The organism is Alsobacter sp. R-9, assembly GCF_054612375.1.
Map to the genome: position 1 here is coordinate 145,421 of NZ_JBTSWJ010000003.1, position 19,147 is coordinate 164,567.

A 19,147-nucleotide genomic window follows, 5' to 3' on the forward strand; every position below is an offset into this window, starting at 1 on the left:
CCCTGTGCCAACGTTCCTTCAACCGATCAGCGTCACGGGAGGGAACGCATGAAGCACGGGTTGTCACGACGCCAGGTCTTGCTGATGTCGGCGTCGACGGTCGCGTCGGCGACGTTGTGGTCCGGCCACGGCCTTGCCCAGGCGCAGCAACCCGCGGACCGGATCTGGACCGGCGGCCCCATCTACACGATGAACGACGCCGCGATGAAGGCGGAGGCCGTCGCCGAGCGCGCCGGGCGGATCGTCGCCGTCGGTGCGGTGGCGGAGGTCATGCGCCTGCGCGGGCCGCAGACCGAGGTGATCGACCTGGGGGGCCGGACCCTTCTGCCTGGCTTCATCGATCCTCACGGCCACATCGTGATGGGTGGCCTGCAGGCGCTGTCGGCCAACCTGCTGGCGCCGCCGGACGGCGAGGTGACGGACATCGCGTCGCTCCAGCGGGTGTTGCGCGAGTGGGCGGCGGCCAATGCCGAGGCCGTGCGGACCGCCAACCTGATCATCGGCTTCGGCTACGACAACTCCCAGCTGGCCGAACGACGGCATCCCACGCGGGACGATCTCGACCAGGTCTCCCGGGACGTGCCCATCGTGCTCGTCCACCAGTCGGCCCACCTCGGCGCGCTCAATTCGAAAGCGCTGGAGATCGCGGGCGTCACCGCCCAGACGCCCGATCCGTCGGGCGGCGTCATCCGCCGCAAGCCCGGCGGCCGGGAGCCGGACGGGGTGCTCGAGGAAACCGCGCTCGTCACCTATGCCCTCAAGGTCGTGGCCAGCGTCGGCGCGGCCGGCATCCGCACCTTCGCCCGCGCCGGCTCGGAGCTGTGGGCGCGCTTCGGCTACACCACGGCACAGGAGGGCAGGGCGTCGCCGCAGGTCGCCGAGATCGTCAAGGCGGTGGCGGCCGAAGGCGGCTTCCGCAACGATGTCGCCATCTACGTCGACGTCCAGTCCGACCTCGACTACATCCTCGCCAACCGCAGCTCCACCTATCGCAACCGCGTGCGCGTCGCCGGCGGAAAGCTGTCGCTCGACGGCTCGCCGCAGGGCTTCACGGCCTTCCGGGACAAGCCCTACTACGACCCCGTCGGCAACTACCCGCCCGGCTACCAGGGCTATGCGACGGTCAAGCCGGAGGACTCGCTCCGGCTGATCGACTGGGCCTACCGGAACAACGTCCACCTGCTCACGCACAGCAACGGCGAGGCGGCCTCCGACATGCTGATCACGGCGCTGCGGGCGGCCACGGCAAGGCATGGCCGTGCCGACCGCCGGCCCGTCCTCATCCACGGGCAGTTCCTGCGCGAGGACCAGGTCGACGCCTACCGCGACCTCGGCGTCGTCCCGTCCCTGTTCCCGATGCACACCTTCTACTGGGGGGACTGGCATCGGGACCATACGGTGGGGCCCCGCGCGGCAGACGACATCTCACCGACGGGCTGGGTCCGCCAGCGCGGCATGATCTTCACCACGCACCACGACGCGCCGGTCGCACTGCCGGACTCCATGCGCGTGCTGGACGCGACCGTCACGCGCCGCACCCGCTCGGGCGACATCCTGGGACCCACCCAGCGCGTCGACGTGCTGACGGCCCTGAAGGCGATGACGATCTGGGCGGCCTACCAGCAGTTCGAGGAGGCGGAGAAGGGCTCGCTCGAGGTCGGCAAGCTCGCGGACTTCGTCATCCTCTCGGCTGATCCCACCGCCGTCGAGCCGGACACGATCGACACGCTGAAGGTGACCGAGACGATCAAGGAGGGACGGACGATCTTCGCCCTCTCCGCCCAGCAGCAGCGCAAGGGCGACCTGATGCTGCCGGGGGGCGGCGGCGACGCCCCGTTCCAGCGTTTCATCAACAAGGCGAGTCTCTATCGCGATGTCATGCGGTCCAGGTCGCCCTTCGCCGCGCCCGGGCTGACGCGGGCGCTCGCGTCGGCGCCGCACGACCCGCTCTGCGTCAGCGACTTCATGAACGCGCTCATCGCCGACATGGCCTCCTGACCGCCACGCGACGGCGGGCAGGGCGGTCGGGCTGGCGGCTCAGGCGGCCGGGGAGCGGAGCCGTCCGTGCCCGCTCCCCCCCTGCCGCGGCGGAGGGAACGGTCAGGAGCCTCCACCGCCGTGCTTGCGGGGCCTGCTGGATCGCGCGGTTCGTGGTAGCATCATCGCGTCGGATAGGCTTCGGGTCCTCTTCATCGGTGATGATCGCCTCTGCCAAGACGTCCCCGGTGCCCAGGCCGATCTCGTCGGCGGGGGATGCCGGAGGGTGGTCCGGCCCGAAGCTGGAGCGCGTGGTACGGGGTAAGGCAGCCCATGTCCCGAAGGATTGATCGCCGGACGTGCGTCCTCGGACTGGCGGCGCTGGGCGCCGTGCGGCCTGTCCAGGCTGCCGGCCTGCCGGTCGTGGGGTTCCTGCGCACCACGCCGGCGGCGCCGTTCGCGCATCTGGAGGAGGCGTTCCGGAAAGGGCTGTCCGAGGGCGGCTACGTCGATGGCCAGTCCGTCGCCGTCGAGCGCCGTTATGCCGACAACGATCTGGGGAGGCTTCCCCGGCTGGCCACCGAGCTCATTGCCCTGGCACCGGGCGTCATCGTCGCCAACAGCCAGGCCGCCGAAGCCCTGCGCCAGCGCACGCGCTCCATCCCGGTCGTGTTCGTCACGAGCGACGATCCGGTCACGCGAGGGCTCGCGGAGAGCCTGGCGAGGCCGGGCGGCAACCTCACCGGCATCACCTTCTTCGGCGGCGGCCAGCTTGGCGGCAAGAGGGTGGACCTGCTGCGGGAGATGCTTCCGGCAAGCCGTCGCATCGGCCTCCTCCTCGATCCAGCGTGGCCCGCGTCCGCCCAGGACCGTTCCGAGGCCCAGGCCGCAGCAGGCCGGCACGGCGTCGATCTCGTCGTCGCCGAGGCGTCCGACGACGCCGGATTGACCGCCGCGATCGGGCGCTTGCGGACCTCGGCAGTCGAAGGCGTCGTCGTGGGTGGATGCCCGTTCTTCACCAGCCGGAGAACCGCGTTGTCGGCGGCCCTCAACGCGAGCCGCCTGCCGGCGATCTTCGACGTCCGCGATTTCGTGGAGGCCGGCGGGTTGATGAGCTACGGCGCCAGTCTCTCGGGGGCGTGGTTCGAGGCTGGCCTCTACGCGGCGCGCATTCTGCGGGGAGCAGACCCCGCCACCATGCCCGTCACGCGCCCCAGCCAGCTCGAGCTGGCCGTGAACCAGTCGACGGCCCGTGCCCTCGGCCTCGCGATCCCCGCGCCGCTCCTCGCGCGGGTCGACGAGATGATCGAATAGGAGACGCGGCGCGCACCTGCGCCCCGGCCCCCCGCGGCTTGGCAAGCCTGTCCCGGCTTTTCGTGCTAGGGTGCGAACGGTTCAGGCAGCGGCGAGGGGCGGGCATGTCCACGGCATCCCCATTGCTAGCGGTCCTTCGGCAGTCGACGGCGGAACCCGTGGTCGCCGCGCTCGAGGATCTCGTGCGCGACGGAAGCGACGCCGAGCTCAACCGCATCAACGCGCTCGCCTTCGCGACGAACCGGGGCCTGCCCGAGGAGGCGGTGATCGGCGGCTTCCTCCACGCCGCGCGGGCAGGCCTGTTCGATCTCTCGTGGAACATGCTCTGCCCCGGCTGCGGCGGCGTGCTCCACTCCGGAGAGACGCTCAGGACGCTGGACCACGGCTCCTACCATTGCGCGCTGTGTGCCGCAGGCTACGAGCCCACGCTCGACGAGATGGTGGAGGTGACCTTCACCGTGAACCCGCGCGTCCGCCGGATCGCGGCGCACGATCCCCACCGCCTGCCCATGTGGGACTACATGCGGCAGGTCTTCTGGAGCTCGGGCAACGACATCCCCTCCGACGGGTTCGACGACCTCGTCCAGGAGGTGGTGCTGGACGCCGTCGAACTGCCGGCGGGCGAGAAGGCCGTGCTCTCGCTCCAGCTGCCGGAGGCGTTCGTCATCGTCTTCGATCCGGTGTCCCACACCACGCAGTTCCTCGACACGCGCGGCCCGCCGACGCGCGAGCGGCAGGCCCTCGACGTGGTGTTCAACGAGGCGGGCGTGGCCAGGGGCACCGTGCCGATGCGGCCGGGGCCGCTCCGGCTCAGCCTCGACAACCGGACGGGCACGCGCGTCCTGCCCGGCCTGTGGGTGGCGGGCGACCCCCTGCACGACCTGCTCGGGCGCCGGCGGCCGTTCCTCACGGCGAAGCGGCTGCTCAGCAACCAGACGTTCCGCGACCTCTACCGCACCGACACGATCGCGGTGGACCAGCGCTTCAAGATCACCAGCATGACCTTCCTGTTCACCGACCTGAAGGGCTCGACGGCCCTCTACGACCAGGTCGGCGACCTCGTCGCCTTCGACCTCGTGAGGGCGCACTTCTCGGTGATCCTCGACATCGTGGCGTCCGAGCAGGGGGCCGTCGTGAAGACGATCGGCGATGCGGTGATGGCGACCTTCCCGACGCCGGACCGCGCCGTCGCCGCCGCCCTGCGGATGCGCGATGCCATGGCCGCGCTGAATGCTGAGCGCGGGCGCGAGGACCTTCTTCTGCACATCGGGCTCCACGAGGGGCCGTGCCTCGCCGTCGTGCTCAACGACCGGCAGGACTATTTCGGCCAGACCGTGAACGTCGCGTCGCGCGTCCAGCACCTCGCGCGATCCAGTTCCATCTTCACGACGGGGCAGGTGATGCGCGGTCCCGGCGTCGCCGAAGTGCTTTCGTCGGCCTCCATCGTCCCCGTGCGCCGGACGATGGAACTGCGCGGCGTGACCGACAGGATGGAACTCTTCGAGATCCCGTGAGCCGCCGCGGGAACAGGCCCGCGGCGACCCTCCTGGCAGGCGGGGCGGCGGGGACCTGTCAGGCCGTCGCGCCCGGGATCGAACGGCGCAGGCCGGTGGCCTGCAGCGCCGCCATCACGAAGACGAACGCGGCCTGCGCCACGATCAGGGCGAGGCCGGCGCCCGTCGGTGAGAGCCAGCCGAGGGCGGGGGCGAGCAGGCTCTCGATGCCCCAGATGGCGTTTCCGGCAGCGACGAGCGTCACCAGCGCCGCCGCCGGCCGCTGCCGTGTGCCGAGCCAGCAGACGAAGGCGGCGTAGCCGACGAAGAAAAGGCCGCAGCCGCGCAGCAGGACCTCCGGCAGGCCCGTAGGCGCCGCGAGAGGTCCGGCCGCTGCCGCCAGCAGAAGGCCGGCGGCGCCGCTGCCCGCGGCGTCGAGCCGGAGTGCGAGGCGCAGGAGCGGGCTGGGGACCAGCGTGCCGGAGAGCGTGGACGAAGCGGTGGTGGAGGGTGCGGTGGCCATGGGGATCTCCCGTGCTGTGGACGGGATCGATGATGGCGATCCACAGCGGCAGGTCGATTACCTCGCAGGTCATTGGATCGCATCCCCATCCGCGGCAGGATCGGCGCCATGAACCAGCCCCTCGCCCGTCCCGCCCGCAGCGTCGGCCAGCACATCCGTGACTGGCGCACGCGCCGGCGGCTCTCGCAGCTGCACTTCGCGCTTGATGCCGGCATCAGCCAGCGCCACCTCAGCTTCATCGAGAGCGGTCGCTCGCGCCCGAGCCGCGACTTGATCCTGCGCCTCGCCGACCGGCTGGGCGTGCCGCTGCGGGAGCGCAACGCCATGGTGATGGCGGCCGGCTACGCGCCGGTTTATCCGGAGCGCGGCCTCGACGAGCCCGCGATGGAGGCCGCCCGGCGCGCGGTCTCGACGATCCTCAGGGGCCACGAGCCCTGCCCCGCGCTGGCCGTCGACCGCCACTGGCACCTCGTGGAGGCGAATGCCGGGGTGCAACGCCTGCTCGGCCTCGTCGCGGACGCGGACCTGCTGCGCCCGCCGGTCAACGTCCTGCGGCTCGCGCTCCATCCGGGCGGGCTCGCCCCGGCCATCCTCAACCTGTCCGGCTGGCGAGCCCATGTCCTGGAGCGTCTGCGCGGCCAGGTCGAGCTGACGGGCGACGCGGACCTTGAGGCGCTTCGCGAGGACCTCGCGGCCCTGCCCGGGCCGGCGTCGCCGGACGCCGAACCGGCGCCGCATTACGGAGACGTGGCGGCCACGCTGCGCCTGCGCACGCCCGCGGGCGACCTCGCGTTCATCACCACCACGACGGTGTTCGGCACCCCGGTCGACGTGACGCTGTCGGAGCTGGCGCTGGAGCTGTTCTTCCCCGCCGACGCCGTGACGGCCGCGCGGCTCGCCGCGCTCTGACCGCATTGCCGTCGCCGCGGAAAGCCTTTGGTGGGGCCGCCAATCGGTGCCATCGTGTCGAAGGGACAACGCCGGACGCCCCGGGAGGGCGCGATGCAGCCCGAGACCCGCTACGCCCGCAGCGGTGACGTGCGGATCGCCTACCAGGTCATGGGGACGGGCCCGTTCGACCTCGTCTTCGTGCCCGGCTTCATCTCCAATCTCGAGCACTCCTGGGACGAGCCGACCCTCGCCCACTTTCTCACGCGCCTCGCCTCGTTCAGCCGACTGATCCTGTTCGACAAGCGCGGCACGGGGCTGTCCGACCGGGTCGGCGGGGTCCAGACGCTGGAGGAGCGGATGGACGATGTCCGCGCCGTGCTCGATGCCGCCGGATCGACCCGGGCCGCGCTCTTCGGCATCTCCGAGGGCGGCGCCATGAGCATGCTCTTTGCCGCAACCCACCCGGAACGCTGCGCAGCGCTGGTGCTCTACGGCACTTATCCGCATTTCTCGTCCTACGTCCTTCCGCCGGATCGGTTCGAGGTCTTCATCGAGACCGTCGACGCCACGTGGGGCTCGGGGGCGAGCCTTCCCGTCTTCGCGCCAGGCAAGGTCGACGATGCGCGCTTCCGCGGCTGGTGGACGCGCTTCGAGCGGCTCGGCGCCAGCCCTTCCGCCGTCATCGCGCTCATGCGCATGAACACCGAGATCGACGTCCGCCACGTCCTTCCGGCGATCCGCATGCCGACCCTCGTCCTGCACCGCGTCGACGACACGCGCGTTGCCGTCGAGGGCGGCCGCACCATCGCGCGGGGCATCGCGGGGGCCAGGATGGTCGAGTTCCCGGGCCGGGACCACGTGCTGTGGGCCGGCGAAGTCGACGGGATCGCCGACGAGATCCAGCAGTTCCTCACGGGCACCCGGCGCCCGGTGGACATCGACAGGGTGCTTTCCACGGTGCTGTTCACCGACATCGTCGACTCCACCCGCCGGTCGGTGGAACTGGGGGACCATCGCTGGCGGGGGATGATGGACCGGCACGACCGGATCGTGCGGCAGGAGCTGGCCCGGCACCGGGGGGTGGAGGTGAAGACGCTGGGCGACGGCTTCGTCGCGACCTTCGACGGCCCGGCCCGCGCGGTCCGCTGCGCCGAGGCGGTGGTCGAGGGCCTGCGCCAACTCGGCCTCGGCATCCGCTGCGGCCTGCACACCGGCGAGATCGAGGTGGCGGGTTCCGACATCGCCGGCATCGCGGTGACGATCGCGGCCCGCGTCTCGGCCGTCGCGGGGGAGGGCGAGATCCTGGTGTCGGGCACGGTCCGCGACCTTGTCGCGGGATCGGGGATCCGCTTCGCCGAACTCGGGCCGCGGACCCTCAAGGGGCTCGACGAGGAGGTCCGGCTCTTCCGGGTCGCCTCGGCCTGACTCAGCGCCGCCCCGGCCTCAATCGGCGACCCAGAGCAGCAGCAGCCCCGCGAACGCGATGGCGCCGCCGAGGCCCTGCGCCCAAGCCGACCGGCGCTCGGACCGCCGGGACGCGGCAAGTCGCGCGGCACGCTCCCCGGCGCGCTCCGCCGCCCGCGCGGCGACGGTGCCCGCGAACAATCCTTCGGTCGTCTCGGCGCCGACGGGCGCATCGCGCTCGAGATCGACCCGCAGGGCCACGAAGGCGATGCCGATCCCGAGCACGGCGAGGCCGACGGGGCCGAAGAGGGCGTGACTGGCCAGCGCCGCACCGGCGGCGAGGCCGGTGCCGAGCGCGAGGATGGAAAGCTCCTGCGGGTCGAGCGGCATGGGCAGGTCCTCGATGTCCGTGGCAGGGACGGCGGCGGCGAGGCGGGGGAGCCACTGCACTTCCGGTGGCACTGTGATCCTTGCCCGCGCCGGAGTCGAGAACAGATAGGGCTTCGCGAATGCGAGATGTGGCCTGGCAGTGTCGCTTCAGCGAAGCGACGTCACGCCATGGCTCTGCAGGGCCTCGATGACGCCGTTGAAGATCAGCCCGACGCCCATCGCGGCAACGAAGAAGCCGACGATGCGCGTGGCCGCGTCGAGCCCGAGCGGCCCGAGCCACTTCGTCAGGCGGTCGGCGTAGGCGAGGCAGGCGTAGGTCACGAGCATCGTGGCGACGATCGCGGCGGCCACGGCCACCAGCGCCGCGAGTTCGGCGGACGTGTTGCGGATCGTCGACGTCATGCCGAGCACCGTCGCGATGGCGCCCGGTCCCACCATGAGCGGCATGGCGAGCGGAACGAAGGCGACGCCATCGGTCACGGCCGGCTGCTCGCCGTCCTGGTCCTTGGAGGCGGGCGGGGGCGCGAACAGGTCGAACCCGATCTTCATCAGGATGATGCCGCCGACGATGCGCACCATGCTGAGCGGCACGTCGAACAGGCGCATCAGGAGGTTGCCGAAGATCAGGAAGAAGAAGCAGAGAGCGAGCCCGTAGAGGCAGGCGCGCCGCGCCACGGCCCGGTGCGTCGCCTCGTCCTTGCCGGCGAGCAGCTTCAGGAACACCGGCAGCACCTCGAACGGATTGATGATGGCGAGGAGCGTCGAGAAGACCCCGACGAACAGCGACACCTCGCGCCCGATCAACCCTTCACCCACGGCCCGACCCTCCTGCTCACGGCACAGTAGGGGGCCGGGGCCGATTCCAGAAGGGCCGCCGTGCCGCAGGCGGGGCGTCAACCGCCGGTCAAGCATGACGCACGGATAGCGTGCAGGACTGACCCCGACGGCCAATTCTTTCACGCTGTGCGTGCAAGATGGCAGGCGGAGGGTTCCCGATGCTTTCGTTGAGCCGGCTTCGCGCCATGCCCCTGGACCTCGTCGCCGGCCTCGTCGGCGCGGCCGGGGTGCTCTGCCTCGTCGGCTGGCCGATCGCGGTCTTCGCCATGATCTCCTTCATCGGGCTGCCGCTGGCCCTCCTCATGGCGGCCGTGCCGACCCTCGCGCTGATCGTGGTGACGTGGCGGCTCGCCTGGCGGGGCCTCGCCGCGGCCGGACTGCGCAGCGTGGTGGCGAGCGCGATCGTCACGGCCCTGCTCCTGGCAGTGCCGCCGGTCGTTTACAACGCCCGTCTCCAGGCCCAGGTCACGGCCCTCACGGCGTACGACCGCGCGGAGGCCGCGCCGCTTCGGTCCGCGGCGGTGATCGCGCTGCGGGAGGGCTACCGGGGGCGCGGTGCCTCCTGCGGAGATCTCTGCCGCCGCCTGCTGCTCACCGGCGCGGCAGCCCGCGTGCTCGTCTCCGACACCGGGTTCGTCGCAGCGCCTCCTGCATCCGACACCCCGATGACGGGGTTCCGTCTCGCCCACCTCGACGGGACTTGCCCGGACGTGCCGCTGGAATCCGCCGGCGTCACGCTGCGTCTTCCCGGCGAGACGTCGTCGATGGATTCGGCGACGCTCATGCGGGCCTCCATCGTGTCGGGCCGCTGCCTCGTGCGCGAGCCTGCCCGGCTGGGCGATGCGGGGCTGGTCCTCTCCGAAGGCGCCGTCGCGTCCGGCACGAACAGCTTCGGCGCCGGCCTCAGGCCTTCGGCGGACACCGTGCGGGCCCGCCGCCTGTCCGTCCACGTCCCGGCGTCCGGCGGCTGGACGGAGACCTTCCGGCGCACGGCCGCGACCTGGGAACCGCTCGCCCCCATCCTCGCGCCGACCTACGCCTCTGGCTCGGGTCTCGAACTGCGCCCGGCGCTGCTGCGATTGACGGAGCACCGCAACACGTGGGGAAAGGCGCTCGAGCCGGACTGGCCGGCCTTCCTGCGCGACCGGCTCGGCCTCGACGTCGGTCTCGCCACCGTCGCCGCCACGATGACGCCCGCGGCGGCCGCCCGCACCGCGCTGGCCGCCGGGGGGCCTCTACCGGCCGCCGCCGCCGGGGGTGCGGCCGACATGTTCCAGCGCTTCGCCATGCAGCGTCGGATCGATCCCTCCGAGGCGGACCTCGCACTGGCGGTGCTGCGCGACCGCCGCATCCCCGTGAACGGCTATGCCTGGACGCTCGGGCGCTATGGCGGCGCGGTTCGGCCAGGCTACCTTCAGGAGGTCGCCGAGGTGCTGTTCGCCCGGCTCCGCGAGATCGCCGCCGAGCCGGTGCCGCAGGAGCGCAGGCGCTTCCCCTACCAGGCCGCCGGTCCCATCGCGGACGGCATCGCGGCCCTGCCGGACGAGGCACTGCGTCGGCACCAGGCCGATTTCGAATGGCTTGCGGCACAACCGGCGCTGCGGGTGCCTGCGGCGCGGGCCCTGCCGCGCCTCTCCATCTTCGGTGCCGCCGCGGTGCCCTCGCTGCTGCCGCTCGTCGAACTCGGCCGGCCCGCCAGCCGCAAGTCGGGCGACGACTGGCGCGGCCCCTACATGGCGGCCCTCACCGGGTTGTGCACGGCGGGCCCGTCCGCGTCCTCCGCCTTGCCGACCCTCGTCGCCCTCCTCGAGGGACGGGAGCTGATGGGCGCGGGAAGCGCGGGCCGCCTCCTGTTCCAGACCCTGCTGGCGCTCGGCGAGGATTCAGGCCGCGCCACGGTCCTGCTGGAGGGCGTGGGGCTCGAGCCCGGGGCGGCCAAGCGGGAGATCACGCGCGCGTCCCGGCCGGGTGCGTGCTCCGGCTGAGCGCGCGGGCTCGACAGCGCGCCGGTTCTGCGCCAGCTATGGCGGCGCACGAACCAGGAGCAGGGCATGGCGAACGGCGTGACGGAGGTTCCGGGCGATTCCGCCCATGCGGCGGGCGGGGCGCGTCCCGGCGACGGCTGGCCCGCTGACCTGCACCGCGTGCTGCGCCGCGCCGGCGTGCGGCACATGTCCTACGTGCCGGACGCGGGGCACGCGGCTCTGATCCGCCTCTTCTCCGCCGATCCGGACGTGACGACGACCGTGCTGACGACGGAGGAGGAGGGCATCGCGGTGGCTGCGGGCGCCTGGCTCGGCGGCGGGCGCTCCGTGCTCCTCATGCAGTCGAGCGGCGTCGGCAACTGCATCAACATGCTGTCGCTGCCGGTGATGGGCCGCTTCCCGCTCCTGATGCTGGTGACGATGCGCGGCGAATGGGCTGAGTTCAACCCATGGCAGGTGCCGATGAGCCGCGGCACGCAGCCTGCGCTGGAGGCCATGGGCATCACCGTGATGCGGGCCGAGACGGCGGCCGACCTCGTGGAGACCGTCGAGTCCGCCGCCGCGCTTGCCTTCGAGGCCGACCAGCAGGTCGCCGTCCTGATCGGCCAGCGGCTCCTCGGCCGCAAGGTGTGGTGACGCCCATGAAGACCCAACAGCACACCGCCTCCCATGCGCCGCTTGCCCGCCGCGAGGTCGTCGCCGCGCTGCTGCGCGACCGGGGCGACACGCTCGTCGTCACCGGCCTCGGATCGCCCGCCTACGACGTGCACGCGGCGGGCGACAACGACGCAAACTTCTACCTGTGGGGCGCGATGGGCGGCGCCGCCCTCGTCGGGCTCGGTCTCGCGCAGGCCCAGCCGGGCCGTCCCGTCCTCGTCGTCACCGGCGACGGCGAGCAGCTGATGGGCCTCGGCGGCCTCGCCACGATCGCCGCTGCGCGCCCGCGAAACCTTTCGGTCGTCGTCATCGACAACCAGCACTTCGGCGAGACCGGCATGCAGGCCAGCCACACGGGCCGCGGCGTCGACCTTGCCGGGGTGGCGGCGGCCTGCGGCTTCGCCTCGGCCGTCACGGTGACGGACGCGGCCGGTCTGCAGAGCCTCTGCGAGGACCTCGCGCGGCCGGCCGAGGGGCCGCGCCTGGCGGTGGTGAAGGTCGCGCCGCTCAACCCGCCGCGCTCGCTGCCCATGCGCGACGCGGTCGCCCTCAAGACCCGTTTCCGCGCGACGCTCGGCCTGCCGCCGAGCTGACGGAGGGGCGTCAGGGACTCCAGCGGCGCGGCGTCTCGCGCCCGTCCTCGTACTGCGCCTCGAAGATCGGCGCCGCGAGGATGGCCTGCACGCGCAGCGTCCCGGTGCCGACATTGGTGAAGCCATGGCGCTGGCCGGCCGGGATCAGCGCAGAATGGCCCGCGCCCACCCGACGCACGGCATCTCCGACGCGGATCTCCGCCTCGCCTTCCAGCACGGTCAGCACCTCCTCCACCGCATGGCGGTGAACGGGAGCCCCGCAGCCCGGCGCGCAGAACTGCTCGAACACCGTCAGCTGGGCGGATCCGGTCACGGCGGAGACGACCATGCGGGTCTCGACGCCCTCCCGCCAGGTCTCGATCGGCTGCGCCGCGTGGTCGATGAAGGGCATGGCGATCCTCCCGGGCGGCACTCTGGCTGGGCCGTCGCCGGGCGGCAAGGCCCCGTCCGCGCCGGGCCGAGGCGTCGTCGCCCTTGATTTTCGCCGCCCACAGCCTGATATCCCGGCCGTATCCCGCGTCGTCACCGTGAATTCGAGCACCATGACCGAGCAGAAGCCGCACGCCGAACCGTCCCCCGATACGGCCGCCCCGCAGACCGAAGGGCCTGCGACGGGAGCCGCCGCGGAGGCCGCGCCCGAGCGCGACGTCCACGCCGTCATCGAGGCCCTCGCCGCCGAGAACACGCAGCTCAAGGACAAGATGCTGCGCACCCTCGCCGACATGGAGAACCTGCGCCGCCGCACCGAGAAGGAGGTGGCTGACGCCCGCGTCTACGCGACGACCAACTTCGCCCGCGACATGCTGACCGTGGCCGACAACATGCGCCGCGCCATCGAGACGCTGGGCGCCGAGGCGCGCGACGCGGCCGAGGGGGCCTTCAAGGGGCTGCTGGAGGGCATCGAGCTCACCGAGCGCGACCTTCTGAAGACGCTGGAGCGCCACGGCATCCGCAAGATCGAGCCGAAGGGCGAGAAGTTCGACCCCAACCTGCACCAGGCCATGTTCGAGGTGCCGGACCCGTCCGTGCCCAACGGCACGGTGCGCGAGGTCATGCAGGCCGGCTTCGTCATCGGCGACCGCGTGCTGCGCCCCGCCTTGGTGGGGGTGGCCAAGGGCGGGCCGAAGCCCGCCCCCGCCGGAGAGGGCGTCGACAAGCAGGCCTGAGGGCCGGAACGGCGCCGCCGGGAGCATGCTGCGAAAAGGCGGGCTCCGGCTTTTCGCGCAGAGGATGCGACAAGGATTAAGCGGCGCCGACGCCCGTCCCGATGGGGCAGGAGACCCCCGTCCCGCCGAGGCCGCAATAGCCGCCCGGGTTCTTCGCCAGGTACTGCTGGTGGTAGTCCTCGGCGAAGTAGAACGGCCCCGCCTCGACGATCTCGGTCGTCACCGGCCCGTAACCCTTCGCTGCCAGCGCTGCCCCGTAGGCGCGCTTCGACGCTTCCGCCGCGGCGCGCTGCGCCGCCGAGGTCACGTAGATCCCCGAGCGGTACTGGGTGCCCACGTCGTTGCCCTGGCGCATGCCCTGCGTCGGGTCGTGGCTCTCCCAGAAGGTCTTCAGCACCGTGTCGAGCGACACCTGCGCCGGGTCGAACACGACGAGGACGACCTCGTTGTGGCCGGTGAGCCCCGAGCAGACCTCCTCGTAGGTGGGGTTCGGCGTCGTGCCGGCGGCGTAGCCGACCGCCGTCACGTGGACGCCGGGCAGCTGCCAGAACTTGCGCTCCGCGCCCCAGAAGCAGCCGAGCCCGACGACGATCGTCTCGAGCCCCTCCGGATACGGCCCCTTCAGCGGCCGCCCGTTGACGAAATGGCGCTCGGCGGTGGGGATCGCGGCGGCGCGGCCGGGCAGGGCCTCGGCGGCGGAGGGCAGGGTCAGGCGCTTGCGGAAGGAGAACATGGGACACCTCGTCGGATGCCTCCGATGTGGTGCGTCTCCGCCCGACCCGCGAGGCCCGTGGCGATCAGGATCGCGTGAGCGGCGCCGCAGGTCCAGCGGGATTCCCGCCCGGCGACGGCGTCTCAGCGGCGAGAGACGGTGCCGACCTCGGGTTCCCGCCCGCCGGCGGCAGCCAGCACGAGCGCGAGACCCAGCACGAACAGGACCACCACGAGCGGCCCGCGCAGCAGCGTCGTCGTCACCGGGTCCCACAGCATCGGGTGGAGCCCGGCGAGGCCCGAGCGAAGGGAGGCGAGGGCGGCGGGGGAAAGGCGCTCGACGAAGCCCTCGGCCGTCATCCAGGCGAGCCGCGAGGAGGCGATGGTGCGGGTCCCGTCCACGACGAGGGCGATGAAGGCCCCCGCGAGCAGGCAGTAGCCCAGGAAGCGGCTCAGCGACCTCAGCATTCGGGCCTCCCGATCGGTACGCGACAGCAGGGTCGCGCCGTCCGATTCGCCGCCGCCGGCGCGCCCACGGCCCAAGGGGTAGCCCCCACGCCGCCATGACGCAACGTGCCCGCGGCTCGTGCCGGGTGTGCGATATCGCACAGGGCGAACGCGGAGGCGGGTCTACCAGCGGGGCCATGCCGGCCGGCGGAGCGGGATTCGCCGGCACCGGCCCTGGGAGAGAGACGATCATGCATTCCGAAATGTCCCCCGCCGCCCTGCACGGCGCCGCCAAGGCCTGCACCGCGCTGGCCGTCACTGCCCTCGTCTGCGCCGGCCTGGCGCTCTTCGCGGCGCCCGTGCGCGCCGCCGAGAGCGCCTCGGTGGCGCGCGGCCGCTACCTCGTCGAGAACATCGGCATGTGCAGCGACTGCCATTCGGCCCGCGACGCCAAGGGCCAGATCGTCAAGGCGACGGCCCTGCAGGGCGCGCCCGTCGGCTTCAAGCCGCTGATGGAGATGCCGTGGGCCGACGTCGCGCCGCCCATCGCCGGCCTGCCCGCCGGCTGGACCAAGGCGCAGATGGCGACCTTCCTGCAGACCGGCAGGCGCCCGGACGGCTCCGAACCCCGGCCGCCGATGCCTCCCTACCGCCTGTCGAAGGCCGACGCCGCGGCCGCGGCCGACTACCTCGCCTCGCTGAAGTGAGTCCCGGGGGCGCCGCCCGCCCCTCATCTGCCTCCGCTTTCGCGGAGGCACCTTCTCCCCGCGAGCGGGGCGAAGGGACGCCCCGCCGCTGCGGCCGTTGTCTCGACCGTGTTCCGAGGCTGCCGCAGCGGGTCAGGACGTCCAGTTTCGAGCCGGAGCCGCCGGCCCTTCGCCCCGCCTGCGGGGAGAAGGTGGCCCGAAGGGCCGGATGAGGGGTCGTCGCCCCTCATCGTCCGGCGCTTCGCTCCGGGCGGCCCTGGCCGGAACCGGGGAGGGAGGAGCAGCGGCGCGACGGCGGCGCCTCACCGTCGTGGCCCGCCCCGGCATCCGCGCCGGCCAGACCTTGCAAACATGCGGACTCCCTCTTTGCGCCACATGCTCTAGAAGGGCTCCGCCGGATGCAGGAGCAGGGCATGGACGTGAACTGGGGTGACATCGTCGAGTGGATCGGCGTCGGCGTCTTCGCCCTGACGGGCGCGCTCGTCGCGGCGCGCAAGGGCATGGACCCGTTCGGCTTCGCGCTGCTCGCCACGGTCACGGGCATCGGCGGCGGGTCGATGCGCGACGTGCTGCTCGGCCAGCCCGTGTTCTGGATCGTCGACCCGACCGACCTCGTCATCTGCGCCGCCGTCGGCATCGGCACCTACGTGGCCGGCACCCGCGTCGTCGGCCTCATGGCCGCCCTGCGGCCGCGCCAGCTGCTGCTGTGGGCCGACGCGCTCGGGCTGGGCATCTTCGCCGTCACGGGGGCGCAGAAGGCGTTCTGGTTCGGCGCCCACCCCATCACGGCCGTGGTGCTCGGCACGCTGACCGCGAGCTTCGGCGGCATCATCCGCGACATCCTCGCCGGCGAGGTGCCTCTCGTCCTGCGCAAGGAGATCTACGTCACAGCAGCCTTCCTCGGCTCGTCGGCCTTCGCGATCTGCGTGGTGCTGGGCCTCGGCTACTCGATGGCCGGCATCGTCGGCTTCGTCGCCGGCTTCGGACTGCGCGCGCTGGCGATCCAGTTCGACTGGTCGCTGCCGCCCTTCGCCGCCCGCACCAGCTGAGGTCGGTGCACCCGAGAGAAAAAGCTCAGGCGAGGCAGTCGCTTGCCAGCATGACGAAGGCCCGGGCGCGGTGGCTGAGGCCGAGCCCGAGCGGGGGCAGGCCGTGCTTTTCGGTCGCCGTCATCTCGCCGAAGGTGCGGGCGTGCCCGTCGGGCAGGAACATGGGGTCGTAGCCGAAGCCGGCGTCGCCGCGCGGCGGCCAGACCAGCGTGCCGTCGACGCGCGCCTCGAACTCCTCGGTGTGCCCGTCCGGCCAGGCCACGCACAGCGCCGAGACGAACCACGCGCGCCGGTCGGCGGGCTCGAAGGCGTCGCGCTCGCGCAGCGCCGCCTCGACCTTCTCCATGGCCTGGGCGAAGTCCTTCGACGGCCCCGCCCAGCGGGCCGAGTAGATGCCCGGCGCGCCGTCGAGCGCGCCCACGCAAAGCCCGGAATCGTCAGAGATCGCAGGCAGTTTCGCCGCCAGCGCCGCCGACAGGGCCTTGATCTTGGCGTTGGCGATGAAGGTCGTGCCGGTCTCCTCCGGCTCCGGAAGGCCGAGCTCGCCCGCCGACACGGCGTCGACGCCGTGCGGCCCGAGGAGGTCGCGCATTTCGGCGAGCTTGCCCTTGTTGTGGGTGGCGATCACCACCCGGCCCGTCAGTCGCCGCGCCATGCCCTGCTCCGTGTCGTGTCGAGGTCCCGGGGCGGCTCCGTGGAGCCGTCCGCGCCTGGTGTCCGCCGGCTCAGCCGACCGCGAGCTTCTGCAGTTCGACGAGGCGGCCGATGCCCTTGCGGGCGAGCGCCATGAGGGCGAGGAACTGCTCCTCCGAGAAGGGCTTGCCCTCGGCCGTGCCCTGCACCTCGACGATGCCGCCGGTGCCGGTCATGACGAAGTTGGCGTCGGTCTCGGCGGCGGAATCCTCGGCGTAGTCGAGGTCCAGCACTGGCACGCCGCCGGCGATGCCGCAGGAGATCGCCGCCACGTGGTCCTTCATGGCCGTGCCCGACAGCATGTTGCGGCCGCGCATCCACTGCAGGCAGTCGTGCAGCGCCACCCAGCCGCCGGTGATGGCGGCGGTGCGGGTGCCGCCGTCGGCCTGCAGGACGTCGCAGTCGATGACGATCTGGCGCTCGCCGATGGCGGAGAGGTCCACCACGGCGCGCAGCGAGCGCCCGATGAGGCGCTGGATTTCCTGCGTGCGGCCGGAGGGCTTGCCGGCGGTCACTTCGCGGCGCGTCCGCTCGTGCGTGGCGCGCGGCAGCATGGCGTACTCGGCCGTCACCCAGCCCTTGCCGGTGCCACGCAGCCACGGCGGCCCGCGCTCCTCGAGGCTCGCCGTGCACAGGACGTGGGTTTCGCCGAACTTCACCAGGCAGGAGCCCTCGGCATAGCGCGCGATGCCGCGCTCGAGGCTGACCTTGCGCAGTTCGTCGGCAGCGCGCTTGGAGGGTCGCATCAGGGGATCCCCGTGTTCCGGCGCCCGCCGCGGGCGTCCGCGGCTCGCTTCTAGAGCAGGATGGCGCGGGGCGGAACCGCAAATGCGCGCGAGGTGCGGCAGGCTGGTCACGTTCGCCCGCAGAGGTGCCGCTCCCCTTTTCCCCGCAGGCGGGGAGAAGGGACGGACCGGCGGCGGCGCGCCGGTGTGGCGGGGATGCGACGACGAAGCGGAGGACGGGCTCGCCTCGCCGCCTTGATCGCAACGCCCGCCATCCCCACACTCTAGCGCACGGCAGCGTTAGGGCGCACGGTGGAGGGCATGAACAGGCCTGAGTCGAGCCAACCGGGACGCAGCGCGCTGGTCGACATCAACGAGCGGTCGCGCGAGATCTTCCGGCGCATCGTCGAGAGCTACCTCGCCACGGGCGAGCCGGTGGGCTCGCGCAACCTGTCGCGCATCCTGCCGATGACGCTGTCGCCCGCCTCGGTGCGCAACGTCATGGCCGACCTCGAGTCGGCGGGCCTCATCTACGCGCCGCACACGAGCGCCGGGCGCCTGCCGACCGAGGCGGGCCTGCGCTTCTTCGTCGACGCGCTGCTGCAGGTGGGCGACGTCTCCGCCGAGGACCGCTCGCGCATCGAGGCGGAGGTGCGCGCGGCGGGGCAGGGCAAGACCACCGAGGGCCTGCTGTCGGAGGCCGGCGCGCTGCTGTCCGGCCTGTCGCGCGGGGCCGGCGTGGTGGTGACGTCGAAGGCCGCCAAGCGCCTGCGCCACATCGAGTTCGTCCGCCTCGACCAGACCCGCGCGCTGGTCGTCCTGGTCGGCGACGACGGCTCGGTCGAGAACCGCCTCGTCGACCTGCCGGCGGGCCTGCCGGCCTCGGCGCTGGCCGAGGCCTCGAACTACCTGCTGGCGCGCATCCGCGGCAAGACCATCGCCGACATCGCCGCCGAGATCGAGACCGAGCGCAAGCGCGCCGAGCAGGAGCTCGACGTGCTCACGGCTCGGCTCGTCGAGAGCGGCCTCGCCAGCTGGGGCGGCCCCTCCGAGGGGCGCCAGCTCATCGTGCGCGGGCAGGCCAACCTGCTGGAGGACCTGCACGCCGCCGAGGACCTCGAGCGCATCCGCCTGCTGTTCGCCGACCTCGAGACGAAGAAGGAGGTGATCGACCTCCTGACCCGGGCCGAGAGCGCCGAGGGCGTGCGCATCTTCATAGGCTCGGAGAACAAGCTGTTCTCCCTGTCGGGCTCCTCGCTGATCGCCGCGCCCTTCCGCGACGCCAGCCACACCATCGTCGGCGTCGTCGGCGTCATCGGCCCCACGCGGCTGAACTACGCGCGCATCGTACCGATGGTCGACTACACCGCCCGCGTCGTCAGCCGCCTGCTGGAAGGCAACCGCTAGCGCGGCGGGGCGAGCCCTCCACCGCTGTCGTCCGACGCCCAAGGTTCCCGTCCGCTCCGGCCCTCCGACCATCCTCTGGCCCGCCGCCAGCATCCCGGCGTGCAGCCTCTCCCGCCGTCATCCCCGGCGCGCCGAAGGCGCGGGAAGGGGATCCAGGCCAAGCTGCGGCGGTCACGCG

The 19,147-nt window shown here is 72.4% G+C and carries 20 protein-coding genes; 12 read left to right on the plus strand and 8 right to left on the minus strand.

The annotated features are described in order from the left end of the window. Nucleotides 1-48 precede the first annotated feature (48 nt). From ACX9GQ_RS06175 to ACX9GQ_RS06185, 3 genes are all read left to right on the plus strand, one after another. Complete coding sequence (locus ACX9GQ_RS06175) at nt 49-1,998, plus strand: amidohydrolase (protein ID WP_459628672.1); 1,950 nt, start codon at nt 49-51, stop codon at nt 1,996-1,998. A 312-nt stretch (nt 1,999-2,310) separates the two neighbouring features. Continuing rightward, nucleotides 2,311-3,291: an ABC transporter substrate-binding protein gene (locus ACX9GQ_RS06180; RefSeq protein ID WP_459628673.1), complete on the plus strand. Its 981-nt coding sequence runs from the start codon at nt 2,311-2,313 to the stop codon at nt 3,289-3,291. Between the two features lie 104 nt (nt 3,292-3,395). After that, nucleotides 3,396-4,805, plus strand: a complete 1,410-nt coding sequence (locus tag ACX9GQ_RS06185) for a DUF5939 domain-containing protein (RefSeq protein WP_459628674.1) — start codon at nt 3,396-3,398, stop codon at nt 4,803-4,805. A gap of 58 nt (nt 4,806-4,863) precedes the next feature. Here the strand turns inward: ACX9GQ_RS06185 and ACX9GQ_RS06190 are convergent, their stop codons facing one another. Then, complete coding sequence (locus ACX9GQ_RS06190) at nt 4,864-5,307, minus strand: hypothetical protein (protein WP_459628675.1); 444 nt, start codon at nt 5,305-5,307, stop codon at nt 4,864-4,866. 108 nt (nt 5,308-5,415) lie between these two features. Here ACX9GQ_RS06190 and ACX9GQ_RS06195 point away from each other — a divergent pair, with 108 nt between their 5' ends. Then, entirely contained in the window at nt 5,416-6,216 is an 801-nt protein-coding gene (locus ACX9GQ_RS06195; protein ID WP_459628676.1) for a helix-turn-helix domain-containing protein, read from the plus strand. A gap of 93 nt (nt 6,217-6,309) precedes the next feature. Continuing rightward, nucleotides 6,310-7,623: an adenylate/guanylate cyclase domain-containing protein gene (locus tag ACX9GQ_RS06200; protein ID WP_459628677.1), complete on the plus strand. Its 1,314-nt coding sequence runs from the start codon at nt 6,310-6,312 to the stop codon at nt 7,621-7,623. Between the two features lie 18 nt (nt 7,624-7,641). Here the strand turns inward: ACX9GQ_RS06200 and ACX9GQ_RS06205 are convergent, their stop codons facing one another. Beyond that, nucleotides 7,642-8,064 (minus strand): hypothetical protein, encoded by a 423-nt coding sequence (locus tag ACX9GQ_RS06205; protein ID WP_459628678.1) that lies wholly within the window; start codon nt 8,062-8,064, stop codon nt 7,642-7,644. A 75-nt stretch (nt 8,065-8,139) separates the two neighbouring features. Continuing rightward, complete coding sequence (locus tag ACX9GQ_RS06210) at nt 8,140-8,808, minus strand: MarC family protein (RefSeq protein WP_459628679.1); 669 nt, start codon at nt 8,806-8,808, stop codon at nt 8,140-8,142. Between the two features lie 179 nt (nt 8,809-8,987). Between ACX9GQ_RS06210 and ACX9GQ_RS06215 the strand changes: the two genes are divergently transcribed. From ACX9GQ_RS06215 to ACX9GQ_RS06225, 3 genes are all read left to right on the plus strand, one after another. Beyond that, nucleotides 8,988-10,814, plus strand: coding sequence for a hypothetical protein (locus ACX9GQ_RS06215; protein ID WP_459628680.1), 1,827 nt, complete (start codon nt 8,988-8,990; stop codon nt 10,812-10,814). Between the two features lie 66 nt (nt 10,815-10,880). Beyond that, the gene (locus ACX9GQ_RS06220) at nt 10,881-11,450 is read left to right on the plus strand and encodes a phosphonopyruvate decarboxylase (RefSeq protein ID WP_459628681.1); all 570 of its coding nucleotides are present in this window, start codon (nt 10,881-10,883) and stop codon (nt 11,448-11,450) included. A gap of 5 nt (nt 11,451-11,455) precedes the next feature. Beyond that, nucleotides 11,456-12,064 carry a thiamine pyrophosphate-dependent enzyme gene (locus ACX9GQ_RS06225; protein WP_459628682.1) on the plus strand — a complete coding sequence of 203 codons (609 nt, stop codon included), beginning with the start codon at nt 11,456-11,458 and terminating at the stop codon, nt 12,062-12,064. Between the two features lie 10 nt (nt 12,065-12,074). Here the strand turns inward: ACX9GQ_RS06225 and ACX9GQ_RS06230 are convergent, their stop codons facing one another. Then, complete coding sequence (locus tag ACX9GQ_RS06230; RefSeq protein WP_459628683.1) at nt 12,075-12,455, minus strand: cupin domain-containing protein; 381 nt, start codon at nt 12,453-12,455, stop codon at nt 12,075-12,077. Between the two features lie 151 nt (nt 12,456-12,606). On the opposite strand from ACX9GQ_RS06230, the gene grpE reads away from it, so the two are divergent. Next, nucleotides 12,607-13,230: a nucleotide exchange factor GrpE gene (gene grpE, locus ACX9GQ_RS06235; protein ID WP_459628684.1), complete on the plus strand. Its 624-nt coding sequence runs from the start codon at nt 12,607-12,609 to the stop codon at nt 13,228-13,230. Between the two features lie 76 nt (nt 13,231-13,306). On the opposite strand, the gene msrA is transcribed toward grpE, so the two are convergent. Both msrA and ACX9GQ_RS06245 read right to left on the minus strand, forming a co-directional pair. Continuing rightward, nucleotides 13,307-13,963, minus strand: a complete 657-nt coding sequence (gene msrA, locus ACX9GQ_RS06240; RefSeq protein ID WP_459628685.1) for a peptide-methionine (S)-S-oxide reductase MsrA — start codon at nt 13,961-13,963, stop codon at nt 13,307-13,309. Between the two features lie 122 nt (nt 13,964-14,085). Beyond that, nucleotides 14,086-14,409 carry a hypothetical protein gene (locus ACX9GQ_RS06245; RefSeq protein ID WP_459628686.1) on the minus strand — a complete coding sequence of 108 codons (324 nt, stop codon included), beginning with the start codon at nt 14,407-14,409 and terminating at the stop codon, nt 14,086-14,088. A 230-nt stretch (nt 14,410-14,639) separates the two neighbouring features. Here ACX9GQ_RS06245 and ACX9GQ_RS06250 point away from each other — a divergent pair, with 230 nt between their 5' ends. Further along, on the plus strand, nt 14,640-15,095 hold the full coding sequence (locus tag ACX9GQ_RS06250; protein ID WP_459628687.1) for a c-type cytochrome: 456 nt from the start codon (nt 14,640-14,642) through the stop codon (nt 15,093-15,095). A 413-nt stretch (nt 15,096-15,508) separates the two neighbouring features. Next, complete coding sequence (locus ACX9GQ_RS06255) at nt 15,509-16,144, plus strand: trimeric intracellular cation channel family protein (protein ID WP_459628688.1); 636 nt, start codon at nt 15,509-15,511, stop codon at nt 16,142-16,144. Nucleotides 16,145-16,169: 25 nt separating this feature from the next. Here ACX9GQ_RS06255 and rdgB read toward each other — a convergent pair whose 3' ends face one another. Together rdgB and rph are read right to left on the minus strand one after the other, a co-directional pair. After that, on the minus strand, nt 16,170-16,799 hold the full coding sequence (rdgB, locus tag ACX9GQ_RS06260; protein ID WP_459628689.1) for an RdgB/HAM1 family non-canonical purine NTP pyrophosphatase: 630 nt from the start codon (nt 16,797-16,799) through the stop codon (nt 16,170-16,172). A 70-nt stretch (nt 16,800-16,869) separates the two neighbouring features. Next, nucleotides 16,870-17,583 carry a ribonuclease PH gene (rph, locus tag ACX9GQ_RS06265; RefSeq protein WP_459628690.1) on the minus strand — a complete coding sequence of 238 codons (714 nt, stop codon included), beginning with the start codon at nt 17,581-17,583 and terminating at the stop codon, nt 16,870-16,872. A 300-nt stretch (nt 17,584-17,883) separates the two neighbouring features. On the opposite strand from rph, the gene hrcA reads away from it, so the two are divergent. After that, complete coding sequence (gene hrcA / locus ACX9GQ_RS06270; protein WP_459628691.1) at nt 17,884-18,969, plus strand: heat-inducible transcriptional repressor HrcA; 1,086 nt, start codon at nt 17,884-17,886, stop codon at nt 18,967-18,969. Nucleotides 18,970-19,147: the final 178 nt, after the last annotated feature.